The organism is Bacillota bacterium, assembly GCA_030019365.1.
Classification (GTDB): domain Bacteria; phylum Bacillota; class Sulfobacillia; order JACIYH01; family JACIYH01; genus JACIYH01.
In genome coordinates, this window is the sequence record JASEFA010000001.1 from 39,397 (window position 1) to 63,681 (window position 24,285).

The 24,285-nt window shown below is 67.5% G+C and carries 31 protein-coding genes; 21 read left to right on the forward strand and 10 right to left on the reverse strand.

All coding sequences use genetic code 11. The features are described from left to right. Positions 1-78: 78 nt before the first annotated feature. Genes folE through QME70_00195 form a run of 6 tightly spaced genes read left to right on the forward strand, consistent with a single transcriptional unit; the run spans position 79 to position 4,161 of the window. Positions 79-636, forward strand: coding sequence for a GTP cyclohydrolase I FolE (folE, locus tag QME70_00170; protein MDI6893019.1), 558 nt, complete (start codon positions 79-81; stop codon positions 634-636). Further along, positions 633-1,868 carry a dihydropteroate synthase gene (gene folP / locus QME70_00175; protein ID MDI6893020.1) on the forward strand — a complete coding sequence of 412 codons (1,236 nt, stop codon included), beginning with the start codon at positions 633-635 and terminating at the stop codon, positions 1,866-1,868. The genes folE and folP overlap by 4 nt, the downstream gene beginning before the upstream one ends. 58 nt (positions 1,869-1,926) lie before the next feature. Further along, positions 1,927-2,310 carry a dihydroneopterin aldolase gene (gene folB, locus QME70_00180; protein ID MDI6893021.1) on the forward strand — a complete coding sequence of 128 codons (384 nt, stop codon included), beginning with the start codon at positions 1,927-1,929 and terminating at the stop codon, positions 2,308-2,310. 2 nt (positions 2,311-2,312) lie between these two features. Further along, a complete protein-coding gene (gene folK, locus QME70_00185; GenBank protein ID MDI6893022.1) occupies positions 2,313-2,855 on the forward strand; it encodes a 2-amino-4-hydroxy-6-hydroxymethyldihydropteridine diphosphokinase in 543 nt (180 codons plus the stop codon). Further along, positions 2,852-3,952 (forward strand): sodium ion-translocating decarboxylase subunit beta, encoded by a 1,101-nt coding sequence (locus QME70_00190; protein ID MDI6893023.1) that lies wholly within the window; start codon positions 2,852-2,854, stop codon positions 3,950-3,952. The genes folK and QME70_00190 overlap by 4 nt, the downstream gene beginning before the upstream one ends. A gap of 5 nt (positions 3,953-3,957) precedes the next feature. Further along, positions 3,958-4,161, forward strand: a complete 204-nt coding sequence (locus QME70_00195; protein MDI6893024.1) for a hypothetical protein — start codon at positions 3,958-3,960, stop codon at positions 4,159-4,161. Here the strand turns inward: QME70_00195 and QME70_00200 are convergent. Together QME70_00200 and QME70_00205 are read right to left on the reverse strand one after the other, a co-directional pair. Beyond that, positions 4,102-5,016, reverse strand: coding sequence for a diacylglycerol kinase family lipid kinase (locus QME70_00200; GenBank protein MDI6893025.1), 915 nt, complete (start codon positions 5,014-5,016; stop codon positions 4,102-4,104). The two genes, QME70_00195 and QME70_00200, sit on opposite strands and share 60 nt — an antisense overlap. A gap of 78 nt (positions 5,017-5,094) precedes the next feature. Beyond that, entirely contained in the window at positions 5,095-5,664 is a 570-nt protein-coding gene (locus QME70_00205; protein ID MDI6893026.1) for an XRE family transcriptional regulator, read from the reverse strand. A gap of 173 nt (positions 5,665-5,837) precedes the next feature. Between QME70_00205 and QME70_00210 the strand changes: the two genes are divergently transcribed. Together QME70_00210 and menC are read left to right on the forward strand one after the other, a co-directional pair. Then, positions 5,838-6,599 (forward strand): GNAT family N-acetyltransferase, encoded by a 762-nt coding sequence (locus tag QME70_00210; protein MDI6893027.1) that lies wholly within the window; start codon positions 5,838-5,840, stop codon positions 6,597-6,599. Between the two features lie 31 nt (positions 6,600-6,630). Further along, entirely contained in the window at positions 6,631-7,743 is a 1,113-nt protein-coding gene (menC, locus tag QME70_00215; protein ID MDI6893028.1) for an o-succinylbenzoate synthase, read from the forward strand. Here the strand turns inward: menC and QME70_00220 are convergent. Then, a complete protein-coding gene (locus QME70_00220) occupies positions 7,709-8,698 on the reverse strand; it encodes an alpha/beta fold hydrolase (protein MDI6893029.1) in 990 nt (329 codons plus the stop codon). The two genes, menC and QME70_00220, sit on opposite strands and share 35 nt — an antisense overlap. 155 nt (positions 8,699-8,853) lie before the next feature. On the opposite strand from QME70_00220, the gene QME70_00225 reads away from it, so the two are divergent. The 3 genes from QME70_00225 to QME70_00235 all read left to right on the forward strand — a co-directional run bounded on the left by QME70_00225 (position 8,854) and on the right by QME70_00235 (position 10,356). Further along, on the forward strand, positions 8,854-9,081 hold the full coding sequence (locus tag QME70_00225; protein ID MDI6893030.1) for a DUF2892 domain-containing protein: 228 nt from the start codon (positions 8,854-8,856) through the stop codon (positions 9,079-9,081). A 151-nt stretch (positions 9,082-9,232) separates the two neighbouring features. Further along, a complete protein-coding gene (locus QME70_00230) occupies positions 9,233-9,763 on the forward strand; it encodes a transcription repressor NadR (GenBank protein ID MDI6893031.1) in 531 nt (176 codons plus the stop codon). Positions 9,764-9,840: 77 nt separating this feature from the next. Beyond that, on the forward strand, positions 9,841-10,356 hold the full coding sequence (locus tag QME70_00235) for an ECF transporter S component (GenBank protein ID MDI6893032.1): 516 nt from the start codon (positions 9,841-9,843) through the stop codon (positions 10,354-10,356). 117 nt (positions 10,357-10,473) lie between these two features. Here QME70_00235 and QME70_00240 read toward each other — a convergent pair whose 3' ends face one another. Then, positions 10,474-10,935 carry an Hsp20/alpha crystallin family protein gene (locus tag QME70_00240; protein MDI6893033.1) on the reverse strand — a complete coding sequence of 154 codons (462 nt, stop codon included), beginning with the start codon at positions 10,933-10,935 and terminating at the stop codon, positions 10,474-10,476. 230 nt (positions 10,936-11,165) lie between these two features. On the opposite strand from QME70_00240, the gene QME70_00245 reads away from it, so the two are divergent. The 5 genes from QME70_00245 (at position 11,166) to QME70_00265 (ending at position 15,091) form a co-directional block, all read left to right on the forward strand. Then, positions 11,166-12,308 carry an acetyl-CoA acetyltransferase gene (locus QME70_00245; protein ID MDI6893034.1) on the forward strand — a complete coding sequence of 381 codons (1,143 nt, stop codon included), beginning with the start codon at positions 11,166-11,168 and terminating at the stop codon, positions 12,306-12,308. Positions 12,309-12,324: 16 nt separating this feature from the next. Beyond that, a complete protein-coding gene (locus tag QME70_00250) occupies positions 12,325-13,497 on the forward strand; it encodes a thiolase domain-containing protein (GenBank protein MDI6893035.1) in 1,173 nt (390 codons plus the stop codon). Positions 13,498-13,499: 2 nt separating this feature from the next. Next, positions 13,500-14,039, forward strand: a complete 540-nt coding sequence (locus QME70_00255) for a Zn-ribbon domain-containing OB-fold protein (GenBank protein ID MDI6893036.1) — start codon at positions 13,500-13,502, stop codon at positions 14,037-14,039. After that, complete coding sequence (locus QME70_00260; GenBank protein ID MDI6893037.1) at positions 14,039-14,515, forward strand: Zn-ribbon domain-containing OB-fold protein; 477 nt, start codon at positions 14,039-14,041, stop codon at positions 14,513-14,515. The genes QME70_00255 and QME70_00260 overlap by 1 nt, the downstream gene beginning before the upstream one ends. A 132-nt stretch (positions 14,516-14,647) precedes the next feature. Next, on the forward strand, positions 14,648-15,091 hold the full coding sequence (locus QME70_00265; protein MDI6893038.1) for a hypothetical protein: 444 nt from the start codon (positions 14,648-14,650) through the stop codon (positions 15,089-15,091). An 86-nt stretch (positions 15,092-15,177) separates the two neighbouring features. Here the strand turns inward: QME70_00265 and QME70_00270 are convergent, their stop codons facing one another. Then, on the reverse strand, positions 15,178-15,684 hold the full coding sequence (locus QME70_00270) for a phosphatidylglycerophosphatase A (GenBank protein ID MDI6893039.1): 507 nt from the start codon (positions 15,682-15,684) through the stop codon (positions 15,178-15,180). Positions 15,685-16,001: 317 nt separating this feature from the next. Here QME70_00270 and QME70_00275 point away from each other — a divergent pair, with 317 nt between their 5' ends. Continuing rightward, positions 16,002-16,727, forward strand: a complete 726-nt coding sequence (locus QME70_00275) for a PIG-L deacetylase family protein (protein MDI6893040.1) — start codon at positions 16,002-16,004, stop codon at positions 16,725-16,727. Positions 16,728-16,804: 77 nt separating this feature from the next. Here QME70_00275 and csaB read toward each other — a convergent pair whose 3' ends face one another. From csaB to QME70_00300, 5 genes are all read right to left on the reverse strand, one after another. Continuing rightward, a complete protein-coding gene (gene csaB / locus QME70_00280) occupies positions 16,805-17,896 on the reverse strand; it encodes a polysaccharide pyruvyl transferase CsaB (GenBank protein ID MDI6893041.1) in 1,092 nt (363 codons plus the stop codon). A 76-nt stretch (positions 17,897-17,972) separates the two neighbouring features. After that, entirely contained in the window at positions 17,973-19,115 is a 1,143-nt protein-coding gene (locus QME70_00285) for a glycosyltransferase (GenBank protein MDI6893042.1), read from the reverse strand. Between the two features lie 128 nt (positions 19,116-19,243). Next, entirely contained in the window at positions 19,244-19,771 is a 528-nt protein-coding gene (locus QME70_00290) for a DoxX family membrane protein (protein MDI6893043.1), read from the reverse strand. 13 nt (positions 19,772-19,784) lie between these two features. Further along, positions 19,785-20,414 (reverse strand): transcriptional regulator, encoded by a 630-nt coding sequence (locus QME70_00295; protein ID MDI6893044.1) that lies wholly within the window; start codon positions 20,412-20,414, stop codon positions 19,785-19,787. Between the two features lie 33 nt (positions 20,415-20,447). After that, on the reverse strand, positions 20,448-20,909 hold the full coding sequence (locus QME70_00300) for a M67 family metallopeptidase (protein MDI6893045.1): 462 nt from the start codon (positions 20,907-20,909) through the stop codon (positions 20,448-20,450). A 139-nt stretch (positions 20,910-21,048) separates the two neighbouring features. Here QME70_00300 and QME70_00305 point away from each other — a divergent pair, with 139 nt between their 5' ends. The 4 genes from QME70_00305 (at position 21,049) to QME70_00320 (ending at position 24,278) form a co-directional block, all read left to right on the forward strand. Beyond that, positions 21,049-22,056: a threonine/serine dehydratase gene (locus QME70_00305; protein MDI6893046.1), complete on the forward strand. Its 1,008-nt coding sequence runs from the start codon at positions 21,049-21,051 to the stop codon at positions 22,054-22,056. Positions 22,057-22,058: 2 nt separating this feature from the next. Further along, complete coding sequence (locus QME70_00310) at positions 22,059-22,352, forward strand: hypothetical protein (protein ID MDI6893047.1); 294 nt, start codon at positions 22,059-22,061, stop codon at positions 22,350-22,352. Between the two features lie 138 nt (positions 22,353-22,490). Next, entirely contained in the window at positions 22,491-23,279 is a 789-nt protein-coding gene (locus tag QME70_00315) for an electron transfer flavoprotein subunit beta/FixA family protein (GenBank protein MDI6893048.1), read from the forward strand. 12 nt (positions 23,280-23,291) lie between these two features. Then, on the forward strand, positions 23,292-24,278 hold the full coding sequence (locus QME70_00320; GenBank protein MDI6893049.1) for an electron transfer flavoprotein subunit alpha/FixB family protein: 987 nt from the start codon (positions 23,292-23,294) through the stop codon (positions 24,276-24,278). The last annotated feature ends 7 nt before the right edge of the window (positions 24,279-24,285 follow it).

The window sequence follows — 24,285 nt, forward strand, 5'->3', positions numbered from 1 at the left end:
GGCAGGGCCCCGACCGCGTTGCGTTGACTGCCGGCATCCCCCGCAGTACCATTAACGCGGGACGGGGGTGAGATGTGGATGGACAGTAGCAAGATCGAACGAGCGGTGCGCATGATCCTCGAGGCGATCGGCGAGGATCCTGCTCGCGAGGGACTGCGGGACACCCCCCGGCGGGTCGCGGCGATGTACGAAGAGGTCCTGTCCGGTATCGGCCGCGACCCGGGGGAGGAACTGCTGGTCGAGTTCGACGAGCGACACGAGGAGATGGTACTGGTAAAAGACATCCCGTTCTACTCTGTATGTGAGCATCACCTGCTCCCCTTTTTCGGCCGTGCCCACGTTGCCTATATCCCCAAGGGGAAGATTACCGGCCTGAGCAAGCTGGCCCGGGTGGTGGACGTGGCAGCCCGGAGACTTCACGTGCAAGAGCGTTTGACTTCATCCATCGCGGATATGATCATGGGTAAATTGCAGCCACAGGGAGTTGTCGTAGTGGTGGAAGCGGAGCACCTGTGCATGAGCATGCGGGGAGTTAACAAACCGGGGGCCCTGACCGTCACTTCAGCGGTGAGGGGGATATTCCGGCGCAATCCCGCCTCAAGGGCGGAAGCTTTCATGCTCCTAAGGGGACGGTGAAGGCGTTGGATGCATATAATCCCAGGGTCGTGATCATCCCCGATCTCCCCCACGCTGGCGTCGAGATGGACCTGGTGGGCGTGGACGAGATAGGCAAGAAGTTGATGATGCCCAAGGCCGTGCACCGGGTGGCAAAGGTTGAAGGCCTGACCCCCAAAGCCGCCAATGTCCTCAAGCAGGAGATGCTGGCGCGAGGAGGGGATGCAGCAGTGGCTCACGGCACGGCCGACTGGTCCGTGGGTACCACTGACGTACTGCTGATGGGCACCCTGCGCCAGTACCAGCACCTGGTGAAGAAGCTAAAAATCCAGCCCTTTGGTTTGGCCCGCCTGGCTGCGGAGCTGGAAGCGTTGCTGGACCATTGGGAGAATGCGGCCGGTCCGCGGCGTCTCAGCTGTCGTTCGCACACCCTCGAGTTCGGTTCCCGGACGCTGGTCATGGGCGTCCTGAACGTGACCCCGGACTCATTTTTCGACGGTGGGCGATACTCCCATGTGGAAGCCGCTGTGGTGCGGGCAAGGCAGATAGTATCCGAAGGGGCAGACATAGTGGACGTGGGAGGAGAGTCAACCCGTCCCGGGTCCGAACCGGTGACAGCGCAGGAGGAAATGGACCGGGTGTTACCGGTGATCGAGCGTTTGGTCGAAGAGCTGTCCGTCCCCCTATCCATCGATACCTGCAAAGCTAGCGTGGCCATGGAAGCCCTGCGGCTGGGAGCCCACATGGTCAACGACGTGGGCGGCCTGCAGTTCGATCCCGAGATGGCCGCAGTGGTGGCCACGCACCAGGTTCCCGTGGTAATCATGCATGGGTTGGCCGAGCACCGCGGTCGGGATTGGCCGGAGTACAGTTCGGTGATGAGCGCCCTGTGCCGTTTCTTCCGGGAAAGCATCGACCGTGCGATCCAGGCCCGTATCCCGGAGGAACTCGTCATTGTCGATCCCGGCATTGGCTTCGGCAAGAAGCTCCCGTACAACCTGGAGATCATCGCCCGGCTGCGAGAGTTGAAAAGCTTGGGCAGGCCCATCCTGCTGGGGACCTCGCGCAAAAGCCTTATCGGGCAGGTGCTCGACCTGCCGGTCGGAGAACGGCTGGAAGGAACTGCAGCTACGGTGGCCCTCGGCATTGCCAACGGCGCCGACATCGTCCGGGTGCACGACGTACGAGAGATGGTGCGCGTCGCTCGCATGACTGATGCTATCGTGCGCTGCAACCCGGCGAAGCCAGATTGACCCCGCCCCGTAACCGGGATCGGGCCGAGAGGCAGGCGTGGCCGCGACGGGGGAGGCAGTGAGGGGCGAAGTGGTTGACCGCATAATCCTGAAGGGTATGACGTTTTACGGGAGGCACGGAGTGCTTCCGGAGGAAAAGGACAAGGGGCAACCTTTTGTGGTGGACCTCGTACTGTATCTCGACCTGGAACAGGCGGCGCTGGCTGATGATCTGGGCTGCACGGTGGATTACTCGCGGGTCTTTGAAGCGGTGAGGCAAATCGTGGAGGGCGACCGTTTCGACCTCATAGAGGCCATGGCCCGGGACATATCCGAGCAGGTGATGGCCCGCTTCCCCGTCACAGGGGTCCGGGTTCGGGTGAAGAAACCGAAGGCTCCCCTGGGAGGGATTATCCAGTATGTAGCGGTGAGCATGCGGAGGTGGCGGGGGCGGGATCGTTGACTGTGGCTTACCTGGGCCTGGGGGCAAACCAGGGCGAGCGCGAGACCATGCTGGCCCGGGCGGTGGCCCGCCTGCACGCCCACCCGGCCGTACGCATAGTCCGGTGGTCTTCTCTGTACGAGACGGAGCCGGTTGGACCTGAAGGCCAGGGATGGTACCTGAATGCCGTCCTGGAGGTGGAAACATCACTGTGTCCCGTCGAGCTGTTGGGCGCCTGCAAGCAGATTGAGCGGGACCTGGGAAGGCGGCCGGGGGTGCGTTGGGGGCCGCGTCTCATAGACATCGACATAGAGCTCTTCGGGCGTTTGCGCACCCGGACCCGGGAGCTCGAACTCCCCCACCCCGAACTGCCCAAAAGGGCTTTTGTGCTCGTGCCTCTGGCCGAGGTTGCTCCAGAGGCCGAGATTCCCGGCCTGGGCAGCGTGAGATCCGTCCTGGCTGGCTGTAATGATCCACACCGCGTGAGGTTTCACCGCGGCCCGGTATGGCTGGACTTGAACGAGGCGTTTTGTTCTCTCTGTGGAAGAGGGGGAGCTGAGAGTTGAACGGACTTCTGGCCGGGCTGGCAGGCATGACGGCGGGGCACCTGATCATGATCGGGATCGGAGGCCTGCTCATCTGGCTCGCCATCCGCAAGGAGTATGAACCGACGCTGCTTTTGCCCATCGGCTTTGGGGCCATTCTGGCCAACATCCCCTTTTCGGCGGCGGTCATGCCGGGGGGCGTGCTGGAGCTGCTGCACCGGGCCGGGATTGCCACCGAGCTGTTCCCGGTGCTCATCTTTGTGGCGGTGGGGGCCATGATGGACTTCTCCCCCGTGCTGCAGAATCCCATCCTGATGGTGTTCGGGGCCGCCGCTCAGTTCGGCGTATTCTTCACCATGCTGCTGGCGGCTACGGCTGGCTTCCCGCTGAAGGAGGCGGCCGCTATCGGGGTGATCGGGGCCGCCGACGGTCCCACCTCCATCTACGTGGCCTCGGTGTTTGCCCCGCGTCTGCTGGGTCCCATCTCGGTGGCGGCATACTCGTACATGTCTCTGGTACCCATCATCCAACCGCCTGTCATCAGGTTCCTCACTTCCCGGGCCGACCGGCGCATCTCCATGACTTACCGGCGCCAGGACGTTTCCCGCACGGCGCTCATCCTCTTCCCCGTCGCGGTGACGGTGATCGCCGGCCTGGTGGCGCCCATCAGCGTCCCCCTCATAGGCATGCTCATGTTCGGTAATCTGATCCGGGAATGCGGGGTGGTGGAGCGGCTGTCGCGGGCCGCCCAGGAGGAACTGGCCCACCTGGTGACCCTGCTCCTGGGGATCACCATCGGGTCCACCATGCGGGCGGACACCTTCCTCACGCCGGGCACCCTGCTCATCCTGCTCATGGGGCTGGCTGCCTTCGTCATGGACACCGCCGCGGGAGTGGTGTTTGCCAAGCTCCTCAACCTGTTTCTTCCCGAGAAGATCAACCCCATGGTGGGGGCGGCGGGGATATCGGCCTTCCCCATGTCGGCCCGGGTGATTGCCCGCATGGCATTGAACGAAGATCCTCAGAACTACATCCTCATGCACGCGGCAGGGGCCAACGTGGCCGGGCAGATCGGTTCCATCATGGCGGGCGGGCTCATCCTCGCCCTGGTGAGGTGACGGCCGTGGCCTGGATCAACTGGGATACGGTGCTGGCCAGCCTGCGGGTGACGGGGTTGGGGATGGCCGGGATTATGCTCACGGCCCTCGCCTTCTGGGGGGCCATCGTCATCCTGCGGCGGGCGTTTCCCCCCCGACCCTCCGGGGGATCACCCGGCCGGTACCAGGAGGCGGATGGCACCCTCCAGCACCCGCAGGGTGAGAGGTAGCTGGAAGGGAACGGGGTCGCCGTCGATGTGCACGGGCAGGGGGCGTTCGGCGCTGATGACCGCCTCTCGCCCCGAGAGCAGGTGGATGCCGGGACGCCCGGCGTGCTTGCCCTGGAAAGAGAGGACCATCATCTCGAGGATGCGCGGCGCCGATATCCCGGATGCCACGCACAGGTTCAGGCGCCCGTCCCCCGCATTCGCCCCCGGGCATATCTTCATGCCCCCGGCCAGGCGCTCGGTGTTGGTGCAGGCCACCAGCCAGGTGCCGTCAGAGTGCACCGGGACGCCGTCCAGCACCACCCGGCTGTCGGTAGGGCGGAAGGTGACCAGGCCGCCCACGGCCCCGAAGGCGTACGCCAGGGGCCCCAGGCGCTTCAGCCAGCGCCTGGAGTGGGCGAGGTGGGCCACGTGGGCGTCGAAGCCGATTCCCACCGAGTTGATGGCATAGCGCCGGTTGCCGCGGGCGTCTTCTACCGCGAAGGCATCCACCGGGTTGGGCCGGGAGCTTTCCAGGATGGCGCGCAGCACGCTTTCCCAGGACAGGGGGAAGCCCTGCCCGCGCACGAAATCGTTGCCGGTGCCCGTGGGGATCGCCCCTATGGGCGTGTCTGGCCGGGTGCTGGACAGCACGCCGTTCACGATTTCTCCGGTGGTGCCGTCCCCCCCCACCCCCACGATGGCCGCACTCCCCTCATGGGCAGCCCGGGCCGCCAGGTCGCGGGCTTCGTCGGGCGCGGTGGTGAAGGCGGCCCGGAAGGGAATCCCTTTGTCGGTGATGATGCGTTCCATGAGGGGCCAGAGGCGGGCCGTGCGGTTGCGCCCCGCTACGGGATTCACGATGAAGTACCAGTCCACCCTCGGCGCCACCTCCTCACCCGGGCGACTGTACCCTACCAGTCCAGCATTCGTTGCTGGCGGGCAAAAACCTCTCGTCTAGAAAGAGGGCGGCGACATGACCGTCAGCATGACTGCCTCCTGGTCACCCTCGTTAGCGTACTTATGCGGTACCAGCGAATTGAAGTGAACGCTGTCGCCCTCTGCCAGCTCGAAAGCCTCGTCCCCCAGAAAAAGCTTGATCCGGCCGGTTATCACGTATGTGAACTCCTCCGCCGGGCCGTATCCATGGGCGAGAGGCTGATCGCAGCTGTGGGCTCCGGGGGGCAGATGGGTCATGGCCGCCTCCAGGTTGACGGGTCCGTGATTTCCGGAAAGCAGTTCGAAGGCAACGTTCAGCTGCGGCCACTTCACTATCTTGCGGTCGCCCGGCCTGACCACGGTCGAATAGCGCTGGCCCCCGCACGCCAGCAGCCCGAAAAGCGAGGTGCCCAGACCCTGGGCGATCTTGCGCAGGGAGGAGAGGGAGGGGAGGGTCTGACCGTTTTCCACCTGGGACAGGAACCCCAGGCTGAGCCCGCACTGAGAGGCGAGCTCCTGCAGGGTGAGATTCTGCTCCTTGCGCTTCTGGCGGATGACCTTTCCGAGCTGAGGGTACTCAGCACTCACGCCGCATCACCTTCCTTTCCCCAGATTCGCCATTATGTTCCCGCCCTCCTGCGCCGGCAGATCCCCCTCCTGGTTTCGATTTATGTTTCATCGGGGGCAGGGATTTTGCGTGTCGCGAAGAAAAGTGGGCACCAGGGACGCCATGATTGCGTGGGGAGGTTGGCAGGCTGACCGTGCCGGTAAGATCGTTGCAGTCGCCGTGGGAGTTCCGGCGCCTCGAGGAGCTCCAGGGGGAGATCTGGGGTCTCCCCGAGCGTGAGGTGGTGCCCTACCACCAGTTCGTCGCCGCTGGCAAGGCGGGCGGGGTGGTGCTGGGGGCGTTCGAGGGTGAAATCATGGTGGGTTTTTCGTACGGGTTCCCCGCCTGGGAGCAGGGACGGGCTTATCTGTGGTCCCACATGACGGGGGTTCTGCCCGGGTACCAGGGCAAGGGATGGGGACCCCTCCTCAAGTGGGAGCAGCGGCGGCAGGCTCTGGCCCGCGGTTACACCCTGATCAGGTGGACCTTCGATCCCCTGCAGGCCCACAACGCCTACTTCAACCTGCGTAAGCTGGGCGCGGTGGTCACCTCTTACCTGCCTGACTGCTACGGAGAAATGGGAGATCGGGTGAACCGGGGGCTGCCCTCGGACCGCCTGCTGGCCGAATGGTACCTGGATTCCCCGTGGGTGAAGGTGCGCTGCGGAGAAGAACGGGGCAGGGAGGTCGCTTCGTGGCCCGGGGTACGGCGGGTGGTGGTGCCGGAGCGGATCGGTGACCTGAAGGGCAACGACATGATGGCGGCGCAGGGGGAGCGATTGCGCGTGCGTCAGGAACTGTCGAACCTGCTCGGGGCCGGCTACGTGGCATGCGGATTTGCGCGGGGAGCCTACCTGCTGGTGCCGGCACCGGTGCCGGAGATCGTCAGCAAAAGGGTGCACGAGGTGCGGGGGTGAACGGGCCGGTCCGGGGAAGGAGGTCGGCAACATGAAGATCGAGCGGGTGGAAATGCGCCTGGTGAGCATGGTGCTGAAGGAGTCCTTCACCACCAGCTTCGGTACCGTGGAGCGCAAGGAGTTTATCGTGATCACGGCCCATGCCGGCGGGATACGTGGCTACGGCGAGGTGGCTGCCCTGCCGGCGCCGCTGTACAGCTACGAGACCACGGGTACCTCCTGGGTGATACTGGAGCAGTTCCTGGTGCCGGCCGTCCTGGACCGGGAGTGGTCTCATCCCGCCGAACTGCCCCGCTTCTGGAAGCACCTGCGGGGGCACGGCATGGCCAAATGCGGCCTGGAACAGGCGGCCTGGTGCGCCTGGGCGGAGGCGCAGGGTGTTTCCCTGGCCCGCGCCCTGGGAGGGACGCACGAGCGGGTGGAGGTGGGCGTCAGCATCGGCATCCAGCTTACCCCGGCCAGGCTTCTCCAACTGATCGAGGATTACCTGGGGCAGGGTTACCGGCGCATCAAGGTCAAAATCAAGCCGGGCTGGGACGTGGGGGTGGTGCGGGAAGTCCGCCGGCGCTTCGGCGACATCCCCCTCATGGTGGACGCCAACTCCGCATATACGCTGGCGGACGCCGCCCACCTGCAACGGCTGGACGAGTTCGGCCTCATGATGATCGAGCAGCCCCTCGAGGAAGACGACCTGGTGGACCACGCCACCCTGCAGCGCAGCCTGCGCACGCCCGTGTGCCTGGACGAGAGCATCACCAGCCCCGCTGCCGGCCGCAGGGCCCTGGACCTGGGGAGCTGCCGCACCATCAACATCAAGGTGGGGCGGGTGGGAGGGCCCACGGCAGCCCGGGAGCTGCACGACCTGGCCCGGGCGGCGGGGGCCCCGGTCTGGTGCGGAGGCATGCTGGAATCGGGCATCGGGCGGGCCCACAACCTGGCCCTGGCTTCCCTGCCCGGATTCACCCTGCCGGGTGACATCTCCGCTTCTGACCGCTACTGGCACCGGGACCTCATCGTTCCCCCGGTGGCGATGGCCACCGATGGAACTATTCCCATCCCCGACGGTCCCGGCCTGGGGTTCGCGGTGGACGAGGAATACCTGGAGACCCTCACCCTGAAGAAGGTGGCCATGAAGGGCGGCTAGGGGAGGCCCCCGCCGCCCGCCCCCGGCCCCGGACCCACTCCGACACCCGGGCCGCCATCCCCTGGGGATCTTCCAGGAACAGGGCGTGGGCGTGGCCGGAGAACTCCTCCCAGGTGCGGTGGTCCTCACCCAGGCGCGAGAATACCTCCCGGCCCGCGCCGTTGTCGACCACCGGGTCCTCGTGCGAGATCAGGAAGAGGACGGGGACGTCGAGGCGTGGAGCCAGGCGAGCAGCCTCTTCCCCGGCCCGCACCAGTTCCGCCGCGTAAGCTGCGGTCAAGCGCCGGTTGAGCAGAGGATCCCGCCGGACGATTTCCCCCGCCACGGGGTTGCGGGTGAATGCCAGAGGGGTCCCCCGGGGAAGCCGGAGGCGGGGCAGCACCCGCGCTAAGACCCGCACTGCCGCCAGGGCCCGGTGGGACACCCCCGCCACCCGGAAGGCGGGGGCCGAAAGCACCAGTCCGGCCACGTCCCCGATTCGCGCAGGCGCGTCGGCGGGGCCACGCCCACCGCCCGTCGGCCCGCAGGGTAAGTCGCCTGCGGTGGAAGCGTCGCGTCCCGCGGGCACAGCGGCCGGGGCGGCCGGGCCGGCCGAGCCGCGTCGGGCGGTGTGGAGCAGGGCCAGCACCGCGCCGTAGCTCTCCCCTGCCAGGAAGGTGGCGGGGGCCGGGCAGACGGCCTGCGCCCAGGAGAGGGCCACGTCGATGGCGTCCAGGTACGTGCGGTAGGAGCGCGTATGGGCGGCTACGCCGTCGGAGAAGCCGTGGCCGGGGAGATCCAGTAGAGCGGCAGCGATTCCCCGGGCGGCCACCTCCCACGCGAAAGGAAGGTACGGTCCCAGGTACGATCCTGCCCCGTGTACCACCAGTACCAGGGCCTGGGGCTGTTCGGGGGCTATCAGGCTCACGAAAACCATGTGGCCGGGTGGTCCGGCAAATGCGGTCAGGTAGCGCACCGGCTCCCCTCCTGCGGCGCGGGCGATTGGTGGCGGGCCTCAGACCCTGCCACCCCACTCATGATAGCATAGGAAGGGCGTCCCGGCGGCAATCTACCCATTGATTCCCGCACCTGGTTCCTGGCCAGGTGGCGTGGGTGTGTCAAGGGGGAGGGGTGGATGTGCAGAACAACCTGGGCGCCTCCGACCGCACGGTGCGCATCGTGGTGGGGGTAGTGCTGCTCGCCCTGCGTTTCTTTATCCCGGTGACGGGGTTCCTCGGGGGCCTTTTCGTCTTGGTGGGAGCCTATCTGCTGGTGACGGCCGCCATCGGCTTCTGCCCCGTCTACCGGCTGTTCCGCTACTCAACCGTCGGGGAGGAACGGCAGCAACCCACCGGCTGAGGGCCGACGGTACCGTCGCAGTGCCTATCCACTCCGGCCCCGGAACTGGGCGGGCGTGGTGACGCTCTGCCACCGCCCCGGAAGTGGGCGGTGGGGAGGGCGGGGAGGACACCGAGACGAAGGGAGCGAATTAGCCCCCGGGGGGTTTGGGTTGGCTGTTTCGCGCCGGGAACAGATCCTGGCTCTCCTCAGGCAGGCCCGGGGACCGGTGACCGGGTCCGAGCTGGCACGCCGCCTGGGTGTGAGCCGGCAGGTGATCGTGCAGGATATTGCCCTCCTGCGCGCCGCCGGGGAGGATGTCCTGGCCACCCCCCAGGGGTACCGGTTGGGTCCGGGTATGCCCGCCCGGCCATACCGGGCCGTGATTGCGGTGGGACATACCCCCGCGCAAACCGGGGATGAGTTGTACACCCTGGTGGACGCGGGGGTTCGCGTTCTGGACGTGGTTGTTGACCATCCCATTTACGGGGAGCTGAGGGGCCTTCTCCTCCTGGACACCGCGGAGGACGTGGCGGCATTTCTGGAGCGGGTGGCGGGCTCGGGGGCGGCCCTGCTCTCCAGCCTCACCGGCGGCGTGCACCTGCACACTTTGGAGGCTTCCCACCCCGACGCCATCGAAATTGCCCGCACCCGGCTGCGCGAGAAAGGTTACCTCCTCGAGGGCTCCTCCGTAGCGCCGTGAGCTCCTGGGGTCTTGTCATCTGTAAAGACACCTGCTATACTGAGGTCCGCAGATCCAGGGGTGACGGAGGTGGGACCATGCGGGCAAAGGAAATCGTGGTTGGTGGGCTGCTCACGGCACTGGCCCTTTTGATTCCCATCGTTTTCCGAGGTTACCTTCAGGTGGTGATACCGCCCTTTTCCGCCACACTCTTTTCCCACGTACCGGAGATGCTGGCCATGCTGGTGAGTCCGGCGGTGGCCGTCTTCGTGGGGCTGGGTTCTACATTCGGCTTCCTCGTGACGTTGGGGCCGGTGGTGGCGGGACGGGCTTTCGTGCACGTTTTCTGGGGTGTCCTGGGCGCCGTTCTGGTGAGGCGGGGCTGGCCGCTTTGGTCGGCCCTCGCGGTGGCTCTTCCCGTTCATGCCCTGGGCGAGGCCCTGGTGGTGCTGGCCTTCGGTTTTCCCGCAACCTTTGCTCTCATCCAGGTGGGGGTGGGGACGGCACTGCACCACACCGTGGACGCCGTGGCCACCCTCGCGCTGGCCAGAGTGCTGGGTACGGCCCTTGCCTCCACGGCTCTGCCCGTGCAGGCGGCCGTCCGGCATCGCTAGTTCCCGCCCGGGCGGTGGTGGGGATGAAATAGAACGGCAGAGGGCCGTTCGCGCAGGCGAAAAACAGAGAAGGCGTGGCTCGATACCGGCCACGCCTTCTGCTTTACAGCCCGGCCGTTACTTCCTGGGCTTTTCCACGTCGACGGTAAGGCGACGCGGCTTTGCCGCCGGCTGGTAGGGCACCGTGATCTCCAGGACGCCGTTGCGGTAGGCGGCCTTGATCTTCTCGGTGTCGGCCTCGGCGGGCAGGGTCAGGCACCGCTCGAACGAGCCGTAGCGCAACTCACGACGCAGCCAGTTCTCCTTTTCGACCTCCACCTGCTCCTTGCGCTCACCCCTGATGGTGAGGCGATTGTCCTCCACCGTCACCTCGACCTGCTCCGGGTCCACGCCGGGCAGTTCCGCCCTGATGAGGAGCTCTCCTTCCTTCTGGATCACGTCCAGGGCGGGCGCCCACCCGGTGGCTCGCACCGGCGCCAGGGGTTGGTCCCAGGTGCTGAAGGTCCGCCGGAACAGGTCCTCCAGGTTCCGCTGAATCTCCACCAGGTCGCGGAAGGGATCCCACCGCATCAACGACATGCTAGATACCTCCTCCCTGAGAGGATCTTTCTTCTGATGGACATTATATGCATGCTCTCCGTCTTCGTCAAGAGATCTATATCAAGTGCGATAGGGCTCTGCTGTGGCGGAGGAAGGATTTGCGGCAGGAGCTAGCTGCTTCCAGGGCGAATACCCGGTAGGAGGTGGTGCCCTGCCCGGTAGAGCAGGCTGAGGTTCGGGTGACCAGGCCAATGCGAGGAGGGCGGGACATGAGCGTGGCAATAGTGGGCGTGGGCGCCACGCCGCTGCGGTCGCTATCTCCGTCTGCTTCCTTCCGGGAGCTGGTTTACGAGGCAGCGGTCAGGGCTTACCAAGACGCCGGCATCGCGCCCGAAGACGTGGACACCTTTGTGGCCGTATCCGAGGACTACTGGGAAGGCACGGCCATCTTCGACGAGTACGTGCCAGACCAGCTGGGGGCTGTCCTCAAGCCCGTGCACACCATCTGCGCCGACGGCATCACCGCTGTCGGGGCGGCGGTGATGCAGCTTGAGACGGGGCGGTTTCGCATCGCCGTGGTGGAGGGGCATGCCAAACCGTCCAACGTGCTCTACCCTTCCCATATCGAGGCCTTCGCCCTCGACCCCGTCTTCGTGCGTCCCCTGGGGCTGAACCCGCGCTTCGTGGCCGGGCTGGGGATGCGCCGCTTCCTGGCCGAGCGCGACTACACGGAGCTGGATTGCGCCCGGGTGGTGGCCAAGAACCGCCGGCACGCCCTGGATAACCCCTGGGCCGCCCACCCGGCCGCGGTCGAGCCGGAGGACGTGCTGGCCTCCGAGCCGGTGGCGGAGCCCCTCAAGGAACTGGACGTGTCCCCTTACGCGGACGGGGCAGTGGTGCTGGTGCTGGCCACGGAGGAGGTGGCCCGGGAACTGCGGGACGACCCCGTGTTCATCCGGGGGATCGGCTGGGCCCAGGACACGCCCGACCTCAGTCAGCGGGACTGGGGACGGGCGGTGTACTGCGAGCTGGCCGCCGCCCGGGCCTACCGCAGGGCCGGCATCCGGGACCCGGTCCGGGAGCTGGACCTGGCCGAGGTGGATGACACCTTCTCGTACAAGGAACTCCAGCACCTGGAGGCCCTGGGGCTGGCCCGGCCGGGGGACGCGGCGGCCATGTTGCAGGAAGGTTTCTTCTCGCGGGGCGGCCAGCTGCCCGTGAACCCCTCCGGCGGCAACCTGGGCGCTGGTAACCTGCTGGATGCCTCCGGGTTGCGGCAGGTGGCGGAAGTGGTCTGGCAGTTGCGCGGCGAGGCGGGCGCCCGCCAGGTGCCGGGTGCCGAAGTGGGGCTGGCCCAGTCGTGGCGAGGCATTCCCACCGCCGCCGGTGCCGTGGCAGTCCTGGCCCGCTAGGAGGGGGTGAGGCGCAATGGGATATCAGAACAGGGTAGCAGTCGTGGGCGCCGGCCTCACCCGCTTCATGCGCCGGGCCCAGGAGACGGGTAAGGAGCTGTGCTTTGAGGCTGCCCGCATGGCCCTGGACGCGGCCGGCCTGCGCCCGCGGGACGTGGAGGCCGTGGTCATGGCCACCGCGCCCGACGTCTTCGACGGGGTGCACATGAAGGGAGAGTACCTGGCCGACGGGGCGGGCGGGTTCCGCAAGCCCTACATGCGCTCCTTCGTGGGGGGCGGGTCAGGCGTGTTCGCCGCCATCCACGGGTGGTACCATGTGGCCTCCGGCCACTTCGACACCGTGCTGGTGGTGGCCGAGGAGAAGATGTCCTCCTGCCTGCCCCACCCGCAGGCTGCCTTCAACGGCATCTACGACCAGTTCCTGGAGCGGCCCCTGGGGGTGAACCTCCTCTGGATATTCGCCCTGGAGATGAACCGCTACATGCAGGTGCACAAGATCCCCCAGGAGACCATCGCCCTGGTCTCGGCCAAGAACAAGAAGAACGGCCTGGACCACCCCTGCGCCCAGGACGGCATTCCCGGTGATTACACGGTGGAAGAGATCGTGGGCTCCGAGGTGATGGTGTGGCCGGTGACCCGGCTCATGGTGTCGCCGGTGACCGATGCGGCCGCTGCCATGGTCATGGTCTCCGAGCGGGTGGCCAAGCGTATCACCGACAAGCCGGTGTGGGTCAAGGGAGTGGGGTGGCACCTGGATTCTTCCTACTGGACGAACCGCGACCTTTACTATCCCAAGTACGTGGAGTACGCCGCCCGCATGGCCTACGACATGGCCGGGATCACGGATCCCAGGCGGGAGATCGACGTGGTGGAGGCCTACGACCCCTTCGCATACAAGGAGCTGCACCACATGGAGGGGTTGCTCCTCTGTGACAAGGGCGAGGCACCCCGCCTGCTCGACAAAGGCGTCACGCAGCGCAACGGCGAGCTGCCGGTGTGTCCCTCGGGCGGCCTGCTGGGGGTGGGCAACCCCATCGCCGCCGCCGGCTTGATGAAGGTGGCGGAGATATTCTGGCAGCTGCGGGGCGAGGCGGGGGCACGACAGGTCTCCCGGCCCGTGCGCACCGGGCTGGCTCAGGCCTGGGGTGACCTCATGCAGGTGGGCACCGTGGTGGTACTGGGGGTGTGAAGATGAGCGTGCATATACACGACTATCCCGGAGTCCCCCTCAAAGACCGCGACATCGGGGATGGAAGGGTGCTCACCACCGAGTGGCACGTCAAGGCCCAGTACGCCTGGGACACCGGCGCGGCCCTCAGCAAGTTCTTCCGCGGTCTCAAGGAAGGGAAAATTTACGGGCGCTGGTGCCCCGGCTGCGACCGAGTAATGGTGCCGCCCCGCATGTTCTGCGAGTGGTGCTTCCGCCCCACCGTGCGCTGGGTGGAGGTGGGCGACACCGGGCGGGTGAACACCTTCTCGGTGTCGTACGTGAACTGGGATGCCAGCCGCTCCGCCGTGCCGCGCGTGCCGGCGGTGGTCGAGCTGGACGGGGCCAGCCCGGGGATGGGCATCATGCACCTCCTGGGCGGGGTGGGTGATACCCTGGAGGAGATCCTGGGCCGGGTCAAGGTGGGCATGCCCGTGCAGGCGGTGTGGAAGCCGCCGGCCGAGCGGCAGGGGGCCATCACCGATATCCTGTACTTCGCGCCGCGGCCGGGAGGTGAGGAGTGATGGCCGGCCTGGAGAAGCCGTCCCGCAGGCAGGACGCGCCGCCCCTCTACGGCGACCAGGGGGTGTGGCACCAGTATACGTACGGTATCGCGGGGGAGAAGTTCTTCCGCGGCCTAATCGACCAGAAGCTGCTGGCCGCAAGCTGCCCGGAGTGCGGGCGCCGCTACCTCCCCCCCCGGATGTACTGCGCCGAGTGCTTCCGCCGGACGGAAGAGTGGGTGGAGGTGAAGCCGCCCGGGGTGGTGCAGAGCTTCACCGTGCTGCACCGGGACCTGGAGGATGCCCCCCTGACCGAGCCGCAGGTGGTGGCGTTCATCTCCTTCCCCGGTACCTGCGGGGGCATCATCCACCTGCTGCGCGAGGTGCCCCGCGACGAGATCTGTATCGGCCTCCTGGTGGAGCCGGTGTTCGCCGGCGAACGAAAGGGGAACTGGCAGGACATCCGCTACTTCCGCCCTGCCCGCTCTTCCCGCTAACCAGCCCTTCGCTCCGGTGGGCGTCTGTCCAGGCAGTCGCGCAGTCCCACCGGGCGGGTCCGGTGGAAAGGCATAAACTGCCCCCGCTGGGAGCATCCTCAGCACAGAGATACTCCCCACGGGGGTGATGGAGTGGGAAGCAGAATTGGAGCAGGGGTCCTCGGGGGGTTGCTGGGGACCGTCGTCATGCTGATCGTGTTCTCGGCGGCGTTTTACCTGGGGGCCATTGCTCTCAACTATCCCGCGTCCCTGGGAGGCTGGATCATCCCCCACGCGGGCACGATGGCCAGGTTCTGGGTAGGAGTGGGCCTGGCCGTGGCCATCGGGGTGGTCCTGGGCCTGCTGTTCGGGGTCATATTCCCGGCCCGGGCTGCCACCTCGGTGGGAATACTGTACGGAGCGGTGTGGTGGCTGATCGCCGGCCTGGTGCTCTCGGCGTTCGGGGTGATGAGTGCCTTCTGGCGCCTGGGCCCGGCCGTGGTCGCCATATCCCTGGTGGGCTACATGATCTACGGTGGGCTCACCGGCTATCTCGTGGAACTCACCGCCCGGCGCCGGGTGGGTGCCGCTACCTGAGCGGCGGGTGGGTGCGGCCGACTGATCATCCGGCCGGGGTGCGGAGGATTTCCGCAAGGGGAAGCCGGCCGTCCGGAGGAGCGCGATCAAGGGGACGGTCCCCGCCGGTGGGCGATGCGGGCGGCTGCTGCTGCCACCAGGGCGGAGATGAGATCATCCAGGAACGTGTTCACCTGGCCCACCCGGCGGTCGGCCCCGCCAATGGGCCCGGGCTTCACCTTGTCCAGGTAACCGAAGTTGGTGAGGCCGATGCTGCCGTACACGTTGACGATGGAAAGGGGTAGGATCTCGTCTATCCCGTAGAGAGGGTCGTCCCTCCGGACCATGCTCCCCAGGGGCTCGGGAAGCAAGTCCTTTTCCGCCAGCATGTCCAGGGCCAGGCCGGTGAGCACCGCGTTCTGGACCTCCCGTTTGTCCAGCACGTGCCACAGGGAATCCTCGCACTCGTCCAGGGTGAGGTCGGGCGCATACGGCCTCTGCAGATCCAGGACCACCTGGGCCAGGGCGGGGATACTCACCCCCCGCCGGGCCAGCAGGGCGGCCACCACCTGCCGCGCGGGTAGGGAAGCCGGTTGGGGCTGAGATACTGCCACGTTCGCACACTCCTCGGGCGAGCATTCGTCACGGGAGAGCCTCTTACCTCTTGGTAGGACCTGTGCGGGAGCAAAAGGCCGGCGCCCCCGGGAACGGGGACCCGGCCGGGCGGGACAGATGCTTACCACGCCTTTCCTGCGCAGCATAGTCCTCTTTCCTTCCAAAGCAGAGGCCAGGGTGAGGTTAACATAACCTTGAGGGCGACGCAAACGAAATTCCTGCCCGAGCAGGAATTCTTTTTCCGCTCGCGAAGCCGTGATAGGGCTTCCCCCGGTTGATGGGGGGAGGGCATGCGGGAAAGATGGGGGATGGGAAGGTGCCGGGACGTACGATAGTGGTGGTGCAGGCCCACCAGGACGACGCCGACTTTTACTGCGGCGGCAGCGTGGCCAGGTGGTGCCGTCAGGGTGATCGGGTCCTGTATGTGACCGTGACCGATGGCAGCAAGGGTACTCTTGACCCGGAGCAGGACCCTGCCGCTCTGGCTGCCACCCGGCGGGAGGAGCAGCAGCGGGCGGCCGAGGTGCTGGGCGTGGCGGAGTGTGTGTTCCTGGGTCATCCCGACGGCGACCTGGTTCCCGACCTGGCCCTGCGCGAGAAGCTGGTCGCCATCTTCCGCCGCCACCGCCCGGACCTGCTGGTGACCCATGATCCCTCCTGGAAGAGCTACCTCCTTCACCCCGACCACCGGGCCACAGGGGAGATGGCCATGTATGCCGCCCTGGCGGCGGCGATGCCCCTGTTTCACCGCGAGCATCTGGACCAGGGGCTGGTGGCCCACGAGATACCGGAAGCCCTCCTCTTTCACTCGCCCGATCCCGACTACATGGAAGACGTCAGCGATTACGTGGGGATAAAGGTCAAGGCGCTGATGTGTCACCGGAGCCAGTTCTACCTGCTGGGACAGGCCGAGGCGGCCCTGGGGATTTCGCTTGACCAGTTGCAGGCTGTGTTCCAGAGGGGGCCGGAGAACCTCCCCGTGGGAGTGGTCAAAGAGAGGTTCAAGCGGGTGCCCATGAGCGCGGGCGGCCCCGCCCTCTGAGCGGCTTCGGCCGGGCCGCTTCGCGCCTGTCATGGGGGCACCGCGCCGCGGCTCCGGCCGCGCGCGGGATGGTCACCTCAACCCGAGTGGTGCGGCAGAAGGGCCACGGTGGCGCGCGCGTTTTCCCACGCCAGGTTGCGGAAGCTTACGGTCTTCTCCTGCACGTGCCGGTGGAGGTCCCCGTCGGCGAGCACCCGCCGGGAGGTCTCCACCAATCTGTCCCCGTGCAGGTCTGAAGGAGTGCCCGCCTGCGGGCATCCCAGCTCGGCCAGGAAGCTATCCACCTTGGGATCGTAGCTGATTCCCACCACCGGTACCCCCGCTGCGGCGGCAAAGACGAGCGCGTGCAGGCGCATGCCGATCACCAGGTCGAGGTGACCCATCAGCCCCAGCAGCTCGCGGGGCCCATAGCGCGCGGCCAGGACCCGCGCGGGCTCCTCCATGGCGGCGCGGATCTCCTCTATGGCGGCAGTGTCCTGGGGGTGCTGCATGGGGATGAATACCACCGAGGCACCCTCTGCGGCCAGGCGGTCGAGGGATGCGCCCATCTCGGTGACGAAGCCCGGTGAGGCCGGCCACGAGCGGGGGGCAACCCCCACCCGGGGACGGGGCAGGCTGTCCCACCCCTCGGCCTTCAACGTCCGGGACAGGTCACCCTCAGGTGTGGGAGACAGGAGGAAAGCGGGGTCGGCGGTGAGCAGGGGGGCGCGCGCACCGAGGCGGAGGGCTTCCTGCCAGGAGTGCCGATCCCGCAGGCTGACCAGGCGGGCGCGGCGGAGCAGGGCCGCCGTCACCGTGCGACCCAGGCGGGAACGGATGGGTCCCAGGCCGTTGGCGTAGACCACCACCGGTTTGCCCAGGGCCAGGGCCAGGGCGAATACGGCCTGGTAGTATAGCAGGGAGCGGAAGCTGGTGACGTCCTGCAGCAGGCTGCCCCCGCCGAAGACCAGCAGGTGGCAGCGGGCCAGGGCCCCCAGCAGGGCGGGAGGAGAGAACCGGTCAACGGTATCGACACCGAGGCGGGCGCGGGTGCGGGCCGGCTGACCCGAGAGGACGGTGAGGTGGACGTCGGGCGCCAGGGTACGGAAGGCGTACACCACGGCCTCGGCAATGGCCTCGTCGCCGGCATTGTCGTATCCATAGTACCCCGCTATCACTACCCGGTCCAAGTTCCCACCTGCACAATCCCCGGTCCAGGCTCCCACCGGCGTATCCCCGGGTGAGTATGGTGCTGTCGGCCCCCGCTTACGTCCTCCGGGTCCGCACCGCCCGAAGGTATGTCTCTTCGACGCGGGTGGACACCGCCGCCAGGGAATACCTGGATTCCACCAGGGCGCGTCCTTCCCGACCCAGGCGCGCTGCCAGTTCGGCATTCTCAAGTACCGACCTTACCCCCCGCACTACGGTGGTCAGGGGGTCGAGGTGTCCGTACCCGCGGGCGCAGAAGTTGGTGGCCACCAGGTCTTCGCAGGCCGCTGGCTCGGCCAGCCCTGCTACCTCCGCCAGGCCGCGCGCCCTTTCGCTTCCCTGGCCGCCCACGATGATCACCGGGCGGGCGCAGGCCATGGCTTCCAGGGCCACCCGGCCACTGCCCAGTACCAGGGCGGCCAGGCTGTACCAGCGGGGCATCTCCTCCTGGCGCCCCATCCACCTCACTGCCGGCCGGCCCACCTCCCGGTTCACCCGGTCCATCTCGGCGAGAACGCGCTCCCGCTCGGGACCGTCGCCCAGGACCAGGAGGGATAGGCGGGGGTCGGCGAGGAACGCAGGGGCAGCCCTGAGGACGGTGAGGGTTCCTGCCACCACGTCTCGTTCCAGGCGGCCGGCGTGCAGGATGGCGATGTCGCCGGGAGAAAGGCCGGCCCGGAGACGCACGGGGGAGGGGTCCAGGTCGGGTCGAAAGGCGGATACGTCTATGCCGTTAGGGATTACCAGCACGCGCCCGGGGTCCACCCGAAACCGCTGGCAGATATACCGGCGCACGTCCTCGCTTACCGCGATGGTCAGGTCACCGGCCCGGGTGACGAGGGACCAGGGGAAACCGGCTGCGTAGATGCCGTGATAGGTGGTGACCAGGGGCACCGGGCCCCGGACCAGGTCGCACAGGAAGGCGGGGATGCGGGCGTGGGCGTGCACCACGTCGGGAGGGAAACGATCCATGAGGCGCCGCAGGCCCCGCGCTCCCCTGAGGAGGTGGAGGGGATGCCGTGAGCGAAGGGGAACCAGCTCGTGGGGCACGCCGGCTTGCCCGAGCCGGTCCACCAGGCTGCCCCCGGCCGATGCCACCACCACCTGGTGTCCGCGTTCCCTGAGGGCTGCGGCCAGGGAAACCACGTGGGTTTCCGCCCCGCCCAGCTCCAGAGCCATGGTGGTGAGGAGTATGCGCACCGGCATCACCGCCGCCATAGTGAAAGGCCCGGTCCAGTATAACACAGCAGGCCCCGGCGCTGGGGAATCCGGGGCCCGCAGTCAGGGAATAGGTTCGGGGTTGACCGCCCGATACGGGATGGCATCAATCAGGTGGTGCGCTCGGCAGGGACCCCCCGCGTGCGCGCGAGCACCCGGGCCAGGGCCGTCTTGAGATACGGCAACAGGAAGCGGTCGACCCCCCAGTAGTAGGCTGCCGGCCCGGCGATGATGATCAGGATGGCGGCCGTGTACATCACCGGGTTGGTGCTGGCGGTTCCGGCCAGCATGTAGTTCAGGTTCATGAGGGCACCGAAGAAGGCGGCCACCAGCGTCAGGCCCCCCACGATGAGCCCAACGCCCACCAGGAGTTCCCCCAGGGCCACCAGCTTGGCGAACCAGACCTGTTGCCCGCTCTCGGCCAGCCAGCGGATGAACGTCTCGTACCAGCCGTACTTGATCGCAGGCTTGGCACCGGGCAGCAGGCCGGCTGCCCTCATCCAGTAGCCGCGGATGGCTTCGCCCGTGACCATCCACTTGGGGTCCGCTACCTTGTGTAGCCCGGCCTCCAGCCACTGATACCCCAGCCACAGGCGCAGGAGCAACCACACCGGGCGCCAGCGCTGATCACGGAACACGATCGTGACCTCCTCAGGAGGGAGGCAGTTTGATGCGATAGCGGCACACGTCGGCCCCTTCCGCCATGCAGGCGTCCCGGACCAGGGGGAGGTCGATGAGACGTTCCAGGAGTGTGAGTTCGTTGTGGCAGATCTCGGGGAATTCCCGGGACACGCGGGCGATGGGGCAGTTGTGTTCGACGATCACCGCTTCGTCCCCGGCTTGGGAGAATTCCACCATGTGCCCGGTCTGCTCCAGCAAGTCTGCCAGCGCCCTCACCCGCGCGCGCGGGGGCAGCTGCCGGAGCTGGGGACCGTGCAGGTGATCGGTGTACTCCGTCCGCCAGTCCCAGATGGCCTGGAGGCCTTCCTCGTCGTACTGTTCCCGGATGGCCTTCAGGACCAGGATCAGGAAAGCATCGTAGAGGCGGGGGAAAGTCTCCTGGCCCTTTTCCGTGAGGCGGTAGACGCTGCTCGGGCGTCCCACCCCGCTGCGGCGCAGGTTGGCTTCCACCAGGCCCTCGGCCTCCAGCACGGCCAGGTGCTGCCGTGCCGCCATGGGGGATACGCCCAGCTCCCTTCCCAGGTCGGCAGCGGTCATGCCGCCGGAGCGCTTGAGGAACTCCAGGATGCTGCCCCGGGTGCCGGTCGGTTGAGCCGCCATCGGATTCCCTCCCATGTGCATCTTATCACATTACTATAGTTTGTCAAGATGTATGATGCGTAAGGGCACGGCCCCCACCGCGGTATCGACCGGGGGGCCGCACCCCGGGAGGCGCCAGGCGCGGGCCTGTGGCCGCCGCCCGGCGAAAGAGACGACCACGTGGACCACCCCGGGCCACAAAGCCTGCTCCCGGTCGCGGGCGGACAGGGCGGGCGAGCCGGTGGGATGGGAGTGGTAGATGCCTAACATTTCCTCGCCCCGCCTTTCCACCTCCGCGAGAGCCCGGTAGAGGCACTCCGGTTCGGCCAGGTAGCTGTGCTGGGGATCGGGCGCAACGTTGGGCAGGGGGAGGGCACACGCCACCGTGTTCCCCAGGCCCGACAGCAAACCGCACGCTTCGCGCGGCATCTCCCGCCGGCAGTGGTCCAGGACGGCCTCCCAGACGGGCTCGGGAACGTACAGTATCTGGCGATTGCCAGCCGGCTCCCTTTTCACGGGCAGGACCCGGAGCCTCCCCTGGGGAATTGCTAGAGGAACTCCAATTGATAATGGGTTTCGCCATGGTTCCCCAGGATACCTGCCATATTTGCGCGAAGGACCAGCCGATGTGTGAAATCGGAGGAGGGAAGCAGTCGTGGCGGCAAGGGACGGGGCGTGCGCTGCCGGGACAGGCGCTGGGGCAGAGGTGGACCGGGAGGCATTGCTCAGGGCGTGGCAGAGACTGGCGGGGAGGGTGAGGGAAACTCCTCTCGTCCCCGCTCCCGAGTTGGGGGAGCGGGCCGGGGGCGCGGTGTGGCTGAAGGCCGAGAACCTGCAGGCCGAGGGTTCCTTCAAGCTGCGCGGGGCCACCAACCGCATGCTGGCCCTCGAGGAGGGGGGCTGGCGGGGCGGAGTCGTGACCGCCTCGTCGGGCAACCACGGCCGGGCGGTGTCCCGGGCCGCGCGCGAGTTGGGCTGGCAGGTGGTGGTGGTGATGCCGGAGGATGCGCCCCCGGTCAAGGTGGAAGCATGTGGCCGCCTGGGTGCGCGGGTGGTGCTCCACGGCACCAGCTCCACGGCGCGGGCCGAGCTGGCCGAGCGACTCGCCCGCGAGGAGGGCCTGGCCTTCGTGCCCTCCCACGACGACCCCGATGTGGTGGCCGGCCAGGGCACGGTGGCCATGGAGATCCTCGGGCGCCTTCCTTCGTGCCGGGTGATCCTGGCCCCCGTGGGGGGTGGCGGGCTGGCGAGTGGAGTGGCGCTGGCGGCGCACCACTTCAGCAGCGGTGTGGAGGTGTGGGGGGTGGAGCCGGAGGGCTCGGCGTGCATGTACCGGTCGCTGCAGGCGGGTGAGCCGGTGACCCTGGAGGCGGTGAGCACGGTGGCGGACGGACTGCGGTCGCGCCGCCCGGGGAGCATCCCCTTCGCCCTTGCCCGCCGCTACCTCAAGGGAGTGCTGCTGGTTAGCGAGGAGGAGATCCTGGCCACCATGAGGTACCTCGCCCGGGAGTGCCACCTGGTGGTGGAGCCCTCGGGAGCGGTGGCAGCCGCCGCCCTGTGGGCGGGAAAGCTAGACCTGGAGGGACGGGTGGCGGTGGCGGTTTTGAGCGGGGGGAACGTGGACGCGGCATTGCTCTGCCGCGTGGTCGGGGAAGGGGCATAGAGTTGCGGAGCCTGAAGGACATGCTGGCGCGGATGTTCCTGGGACGCCGGTCCCTCGACTGGCCTGGCCTGGACGAGCGCGCGGAGGGTCATCGTCAACTCGGGGAAGAGCCCGGGCGGGAGGAGAGCGAGGAACGGGGCGAAAGGGCGGGCGGAGGACTGCCCCCGCTGCGGCCGGACTGGCGGGATATAGTGGCCTTCACCATTGCCATGTACCAGATCCTGGCGGTACCCTTCCTGTTGTTCTGCGGGGTGGCGCTGTTCATCTACCTGTTGCTCTGGCTGTGGGCGCGCTGACCGGGCCTGCGGTCATGCCGGCGTGCCAGTAGGAATGGCAGGGGCCGGTGGTGAATCTAGTAAGCTCGGGAGGTGGGACCTGCCCTTTGCCAGAAGAGAATACGCCGCCCGAGTCTCGCCTTCATGGAGGGATGATACTTGCGCATCGTGGTATGTGCCAGGCAGGTGCCGGACACCGAGGCGAAGGTTGCAGTGGGCAAAGACGGCAGGTCCATAGACGAAACCGGGATAACCTTCATCATCAATCCTTACGACGAGTTCGCCCTGGAAGAGGGGCTGCGCATCAGGGAGAGGCTGGGGGGGCAGGCCACGGTCACCATGGTGTGCGTGGGACCGCCCCGGGCCGAGGAAGCGCTGCGCACCGGGCTGGCCATGGGTGCCGACGGGGCCGTCCACATCTGGGATGATATGTTGGCGGGCACCGATGCCGCCGCTCTGGCGGTCGTGCTGCAGGCGGCGGTGACGCAGGTCGGTTTCGACCTCATCCTGTGCGGACGGGTGGCCATCGACGACGCCTCCGCCCAGGTGGGGCTGCGCCTGGCCGAGAGGCTGGGGATTCCCCATGCCAACGCGGTGACCCGACTGGAGATCCAGGGCCAGAAGCTGGCGGCCCACCGGGAAGTGGAAGGCGGGGTGGAGGTGGTGGAAGTGCCTCTGCCCGCGGTGGTCACCGCCCAGAAGGGTCTCAACGAGCCCCGCTATCCCACCATTCCCGCCATCATGAAGGCGCGGCGCAAGGAGATCGGGCGACCCGGCCTGGCCGGGCTGGGCCTGGATGCGCAGGCGGTCGCCGGCGCCTGCCGCAGCGAGGTGCTCTCCCTGGCCCCGGCGCCGGCGCGCAAGGGTGGCCGCCTGGTGGCGGGCGAGCCCGAGGAGGCGGCCCGCACCCTGGCCCACCTCCTGCGCGAAGAAGCAAAGGTGCTGTAGGGGGTGGGGAGTATGACCGGCATATACGTGTATGCTGAAACCAAAGAAGGTGAGTTCCGCAAGGCGACCGGAGAAATCCTCTCCCGCTGCCGGGCGGTGGCGGACGCCACCGGCCAGCCCCTGGTGGCGCTGGTGGTGGGTCCCGCTCCCGATGATGCGCCCGCGCGCCTGGCCCCCTTCGGCGCCGACCTGGTTCTCCATGTGGACGGGCCCGGTCTGGACGTGTACACCAGCCAGGGCTACGTCTGGGCACTGGCCTCCTGCCTGAAGGACCGCGAGCCCATGGCAGTGTTCTTCGGCAACACCCCCCTGGCCCGCGACCTGGCTCCCCGGGTGGCGGAGCGGTTGGGGGCGGCCCTGCACGGCGACTGTACCGGGCTGGCCTGGGAGGGCGGTCGCTTCGTCTTCACGCGGCCCGTGTATGGAGGCAAGCTCTACGCCCGGGCAGTGTCCAAGCCGGGGTACCCCGTGCTGGCCACTTTCCGGCCTAACTCCCTGGGGATGGCGCCGGCGAACGCTACCTCCCCTGCCTGCGAGCGGGTGCAGGTGGAAGTCCCCGCCGGTACCGTCACCGCGGTGGTGAAGGAGACGGTACGCCAGGTGGCCGGCCGGGTGAGCCTGCAGGAAGCGGAGATCATCGTGTCCGGGGGCCGGGGGGTGGGCGGACCCGAGGGCTTCCGGGTAATCGAGGAGCTGGCCGACGCGCTGGGAGCGGCGGTGGGGGCTTCCCGGGCCGCCGTGGACGCCGGTTGGATCAGCTATGACCATCAGGTGGGCCAGACCGGTAAGGCGGTATCGCCCAACCTGTACATCGCCTGCGGCATATCGGGGGCCATCCAGCACCTGGCGGGGATGTCGTCGGCACGCTGCATCGTGGCCATCAACAAGGACCCGGACGCTTACATCTTCAAAGTGGCCGACTACGGTATCGTGGGAGACCTGTTCCAGGTGGTGCCGGCCCTCGCCCGGGAGCTGCGCGAGATGCTGGCCAGGGCCTAGGAGCTGG

Coding starts and splice junctions, on each gene's coding strand:
- menC (MDI6893028.1), top strand. CDS start 6,631: ATGAAGATCGAGCGGGTGGAAATGCGCCTGGTGAGCATGGTGCTGAAG.
- QME70_00255 (MDI6893036.1), top strand. CDS start 13,500: ATGAGCGTGCATATACACGACTATCCCGGAGTCCCCCTCAAAGACCGC.
- QME70_00250 (MDI6893035.1), top strand. CDS start 12,325: ATGGGATATCAGAACAGGGTAGCAGTCGTGGGCGCCGGCCTCACCCGC.
- QME70_00240 (MDI6893033.1), bottom strand. CDS start 10,935: ATGTCGTTGATGCGGTGGGATCCCTTCCGCGACCTGGTGGAGATTCAG.
- folE (MDI6893019.1), top strand. CDS start 79: ATGGACAGTAGCAAGATCGAACGAGCGGTGCGCATGATCCTCGAGGCG.
- QME70_00295 (MDI6893044.1), bottom strand. CDS start 20,414: ATGGCGGCTCAACCGACCGGCACCCGGGGCAGCATCCTGGAGTTCCTC.
- QME70_00320 (MDI6893049.1), top strand. CDS start 23,292: ATGACCGGCATATACGTGTATGCTGAAACCAAAGAAGGTGAGTTCCGC.
- QME70_00235 (MDI6893032.1), top strand. CDS start 9,841: ATGCGGGCAAAGGAAATCGTGGTTGGTGGGCTGCTCACGGCACTGGCC.
- QME70_00245 (MDI6893034.1), top strand. CDS start 11,166: ATGAGCGTGGCAATAGTGGGCGTGGGCGCCACGCCGCTGCGGTCGCTA.
- QME70_00260 (MDI6893037.1), top strand. CDS start 14,039: ATGGCCGGCCTGGAGAAGCCGTCCCGCAGGCAGGACGCGCCGCCCCTC.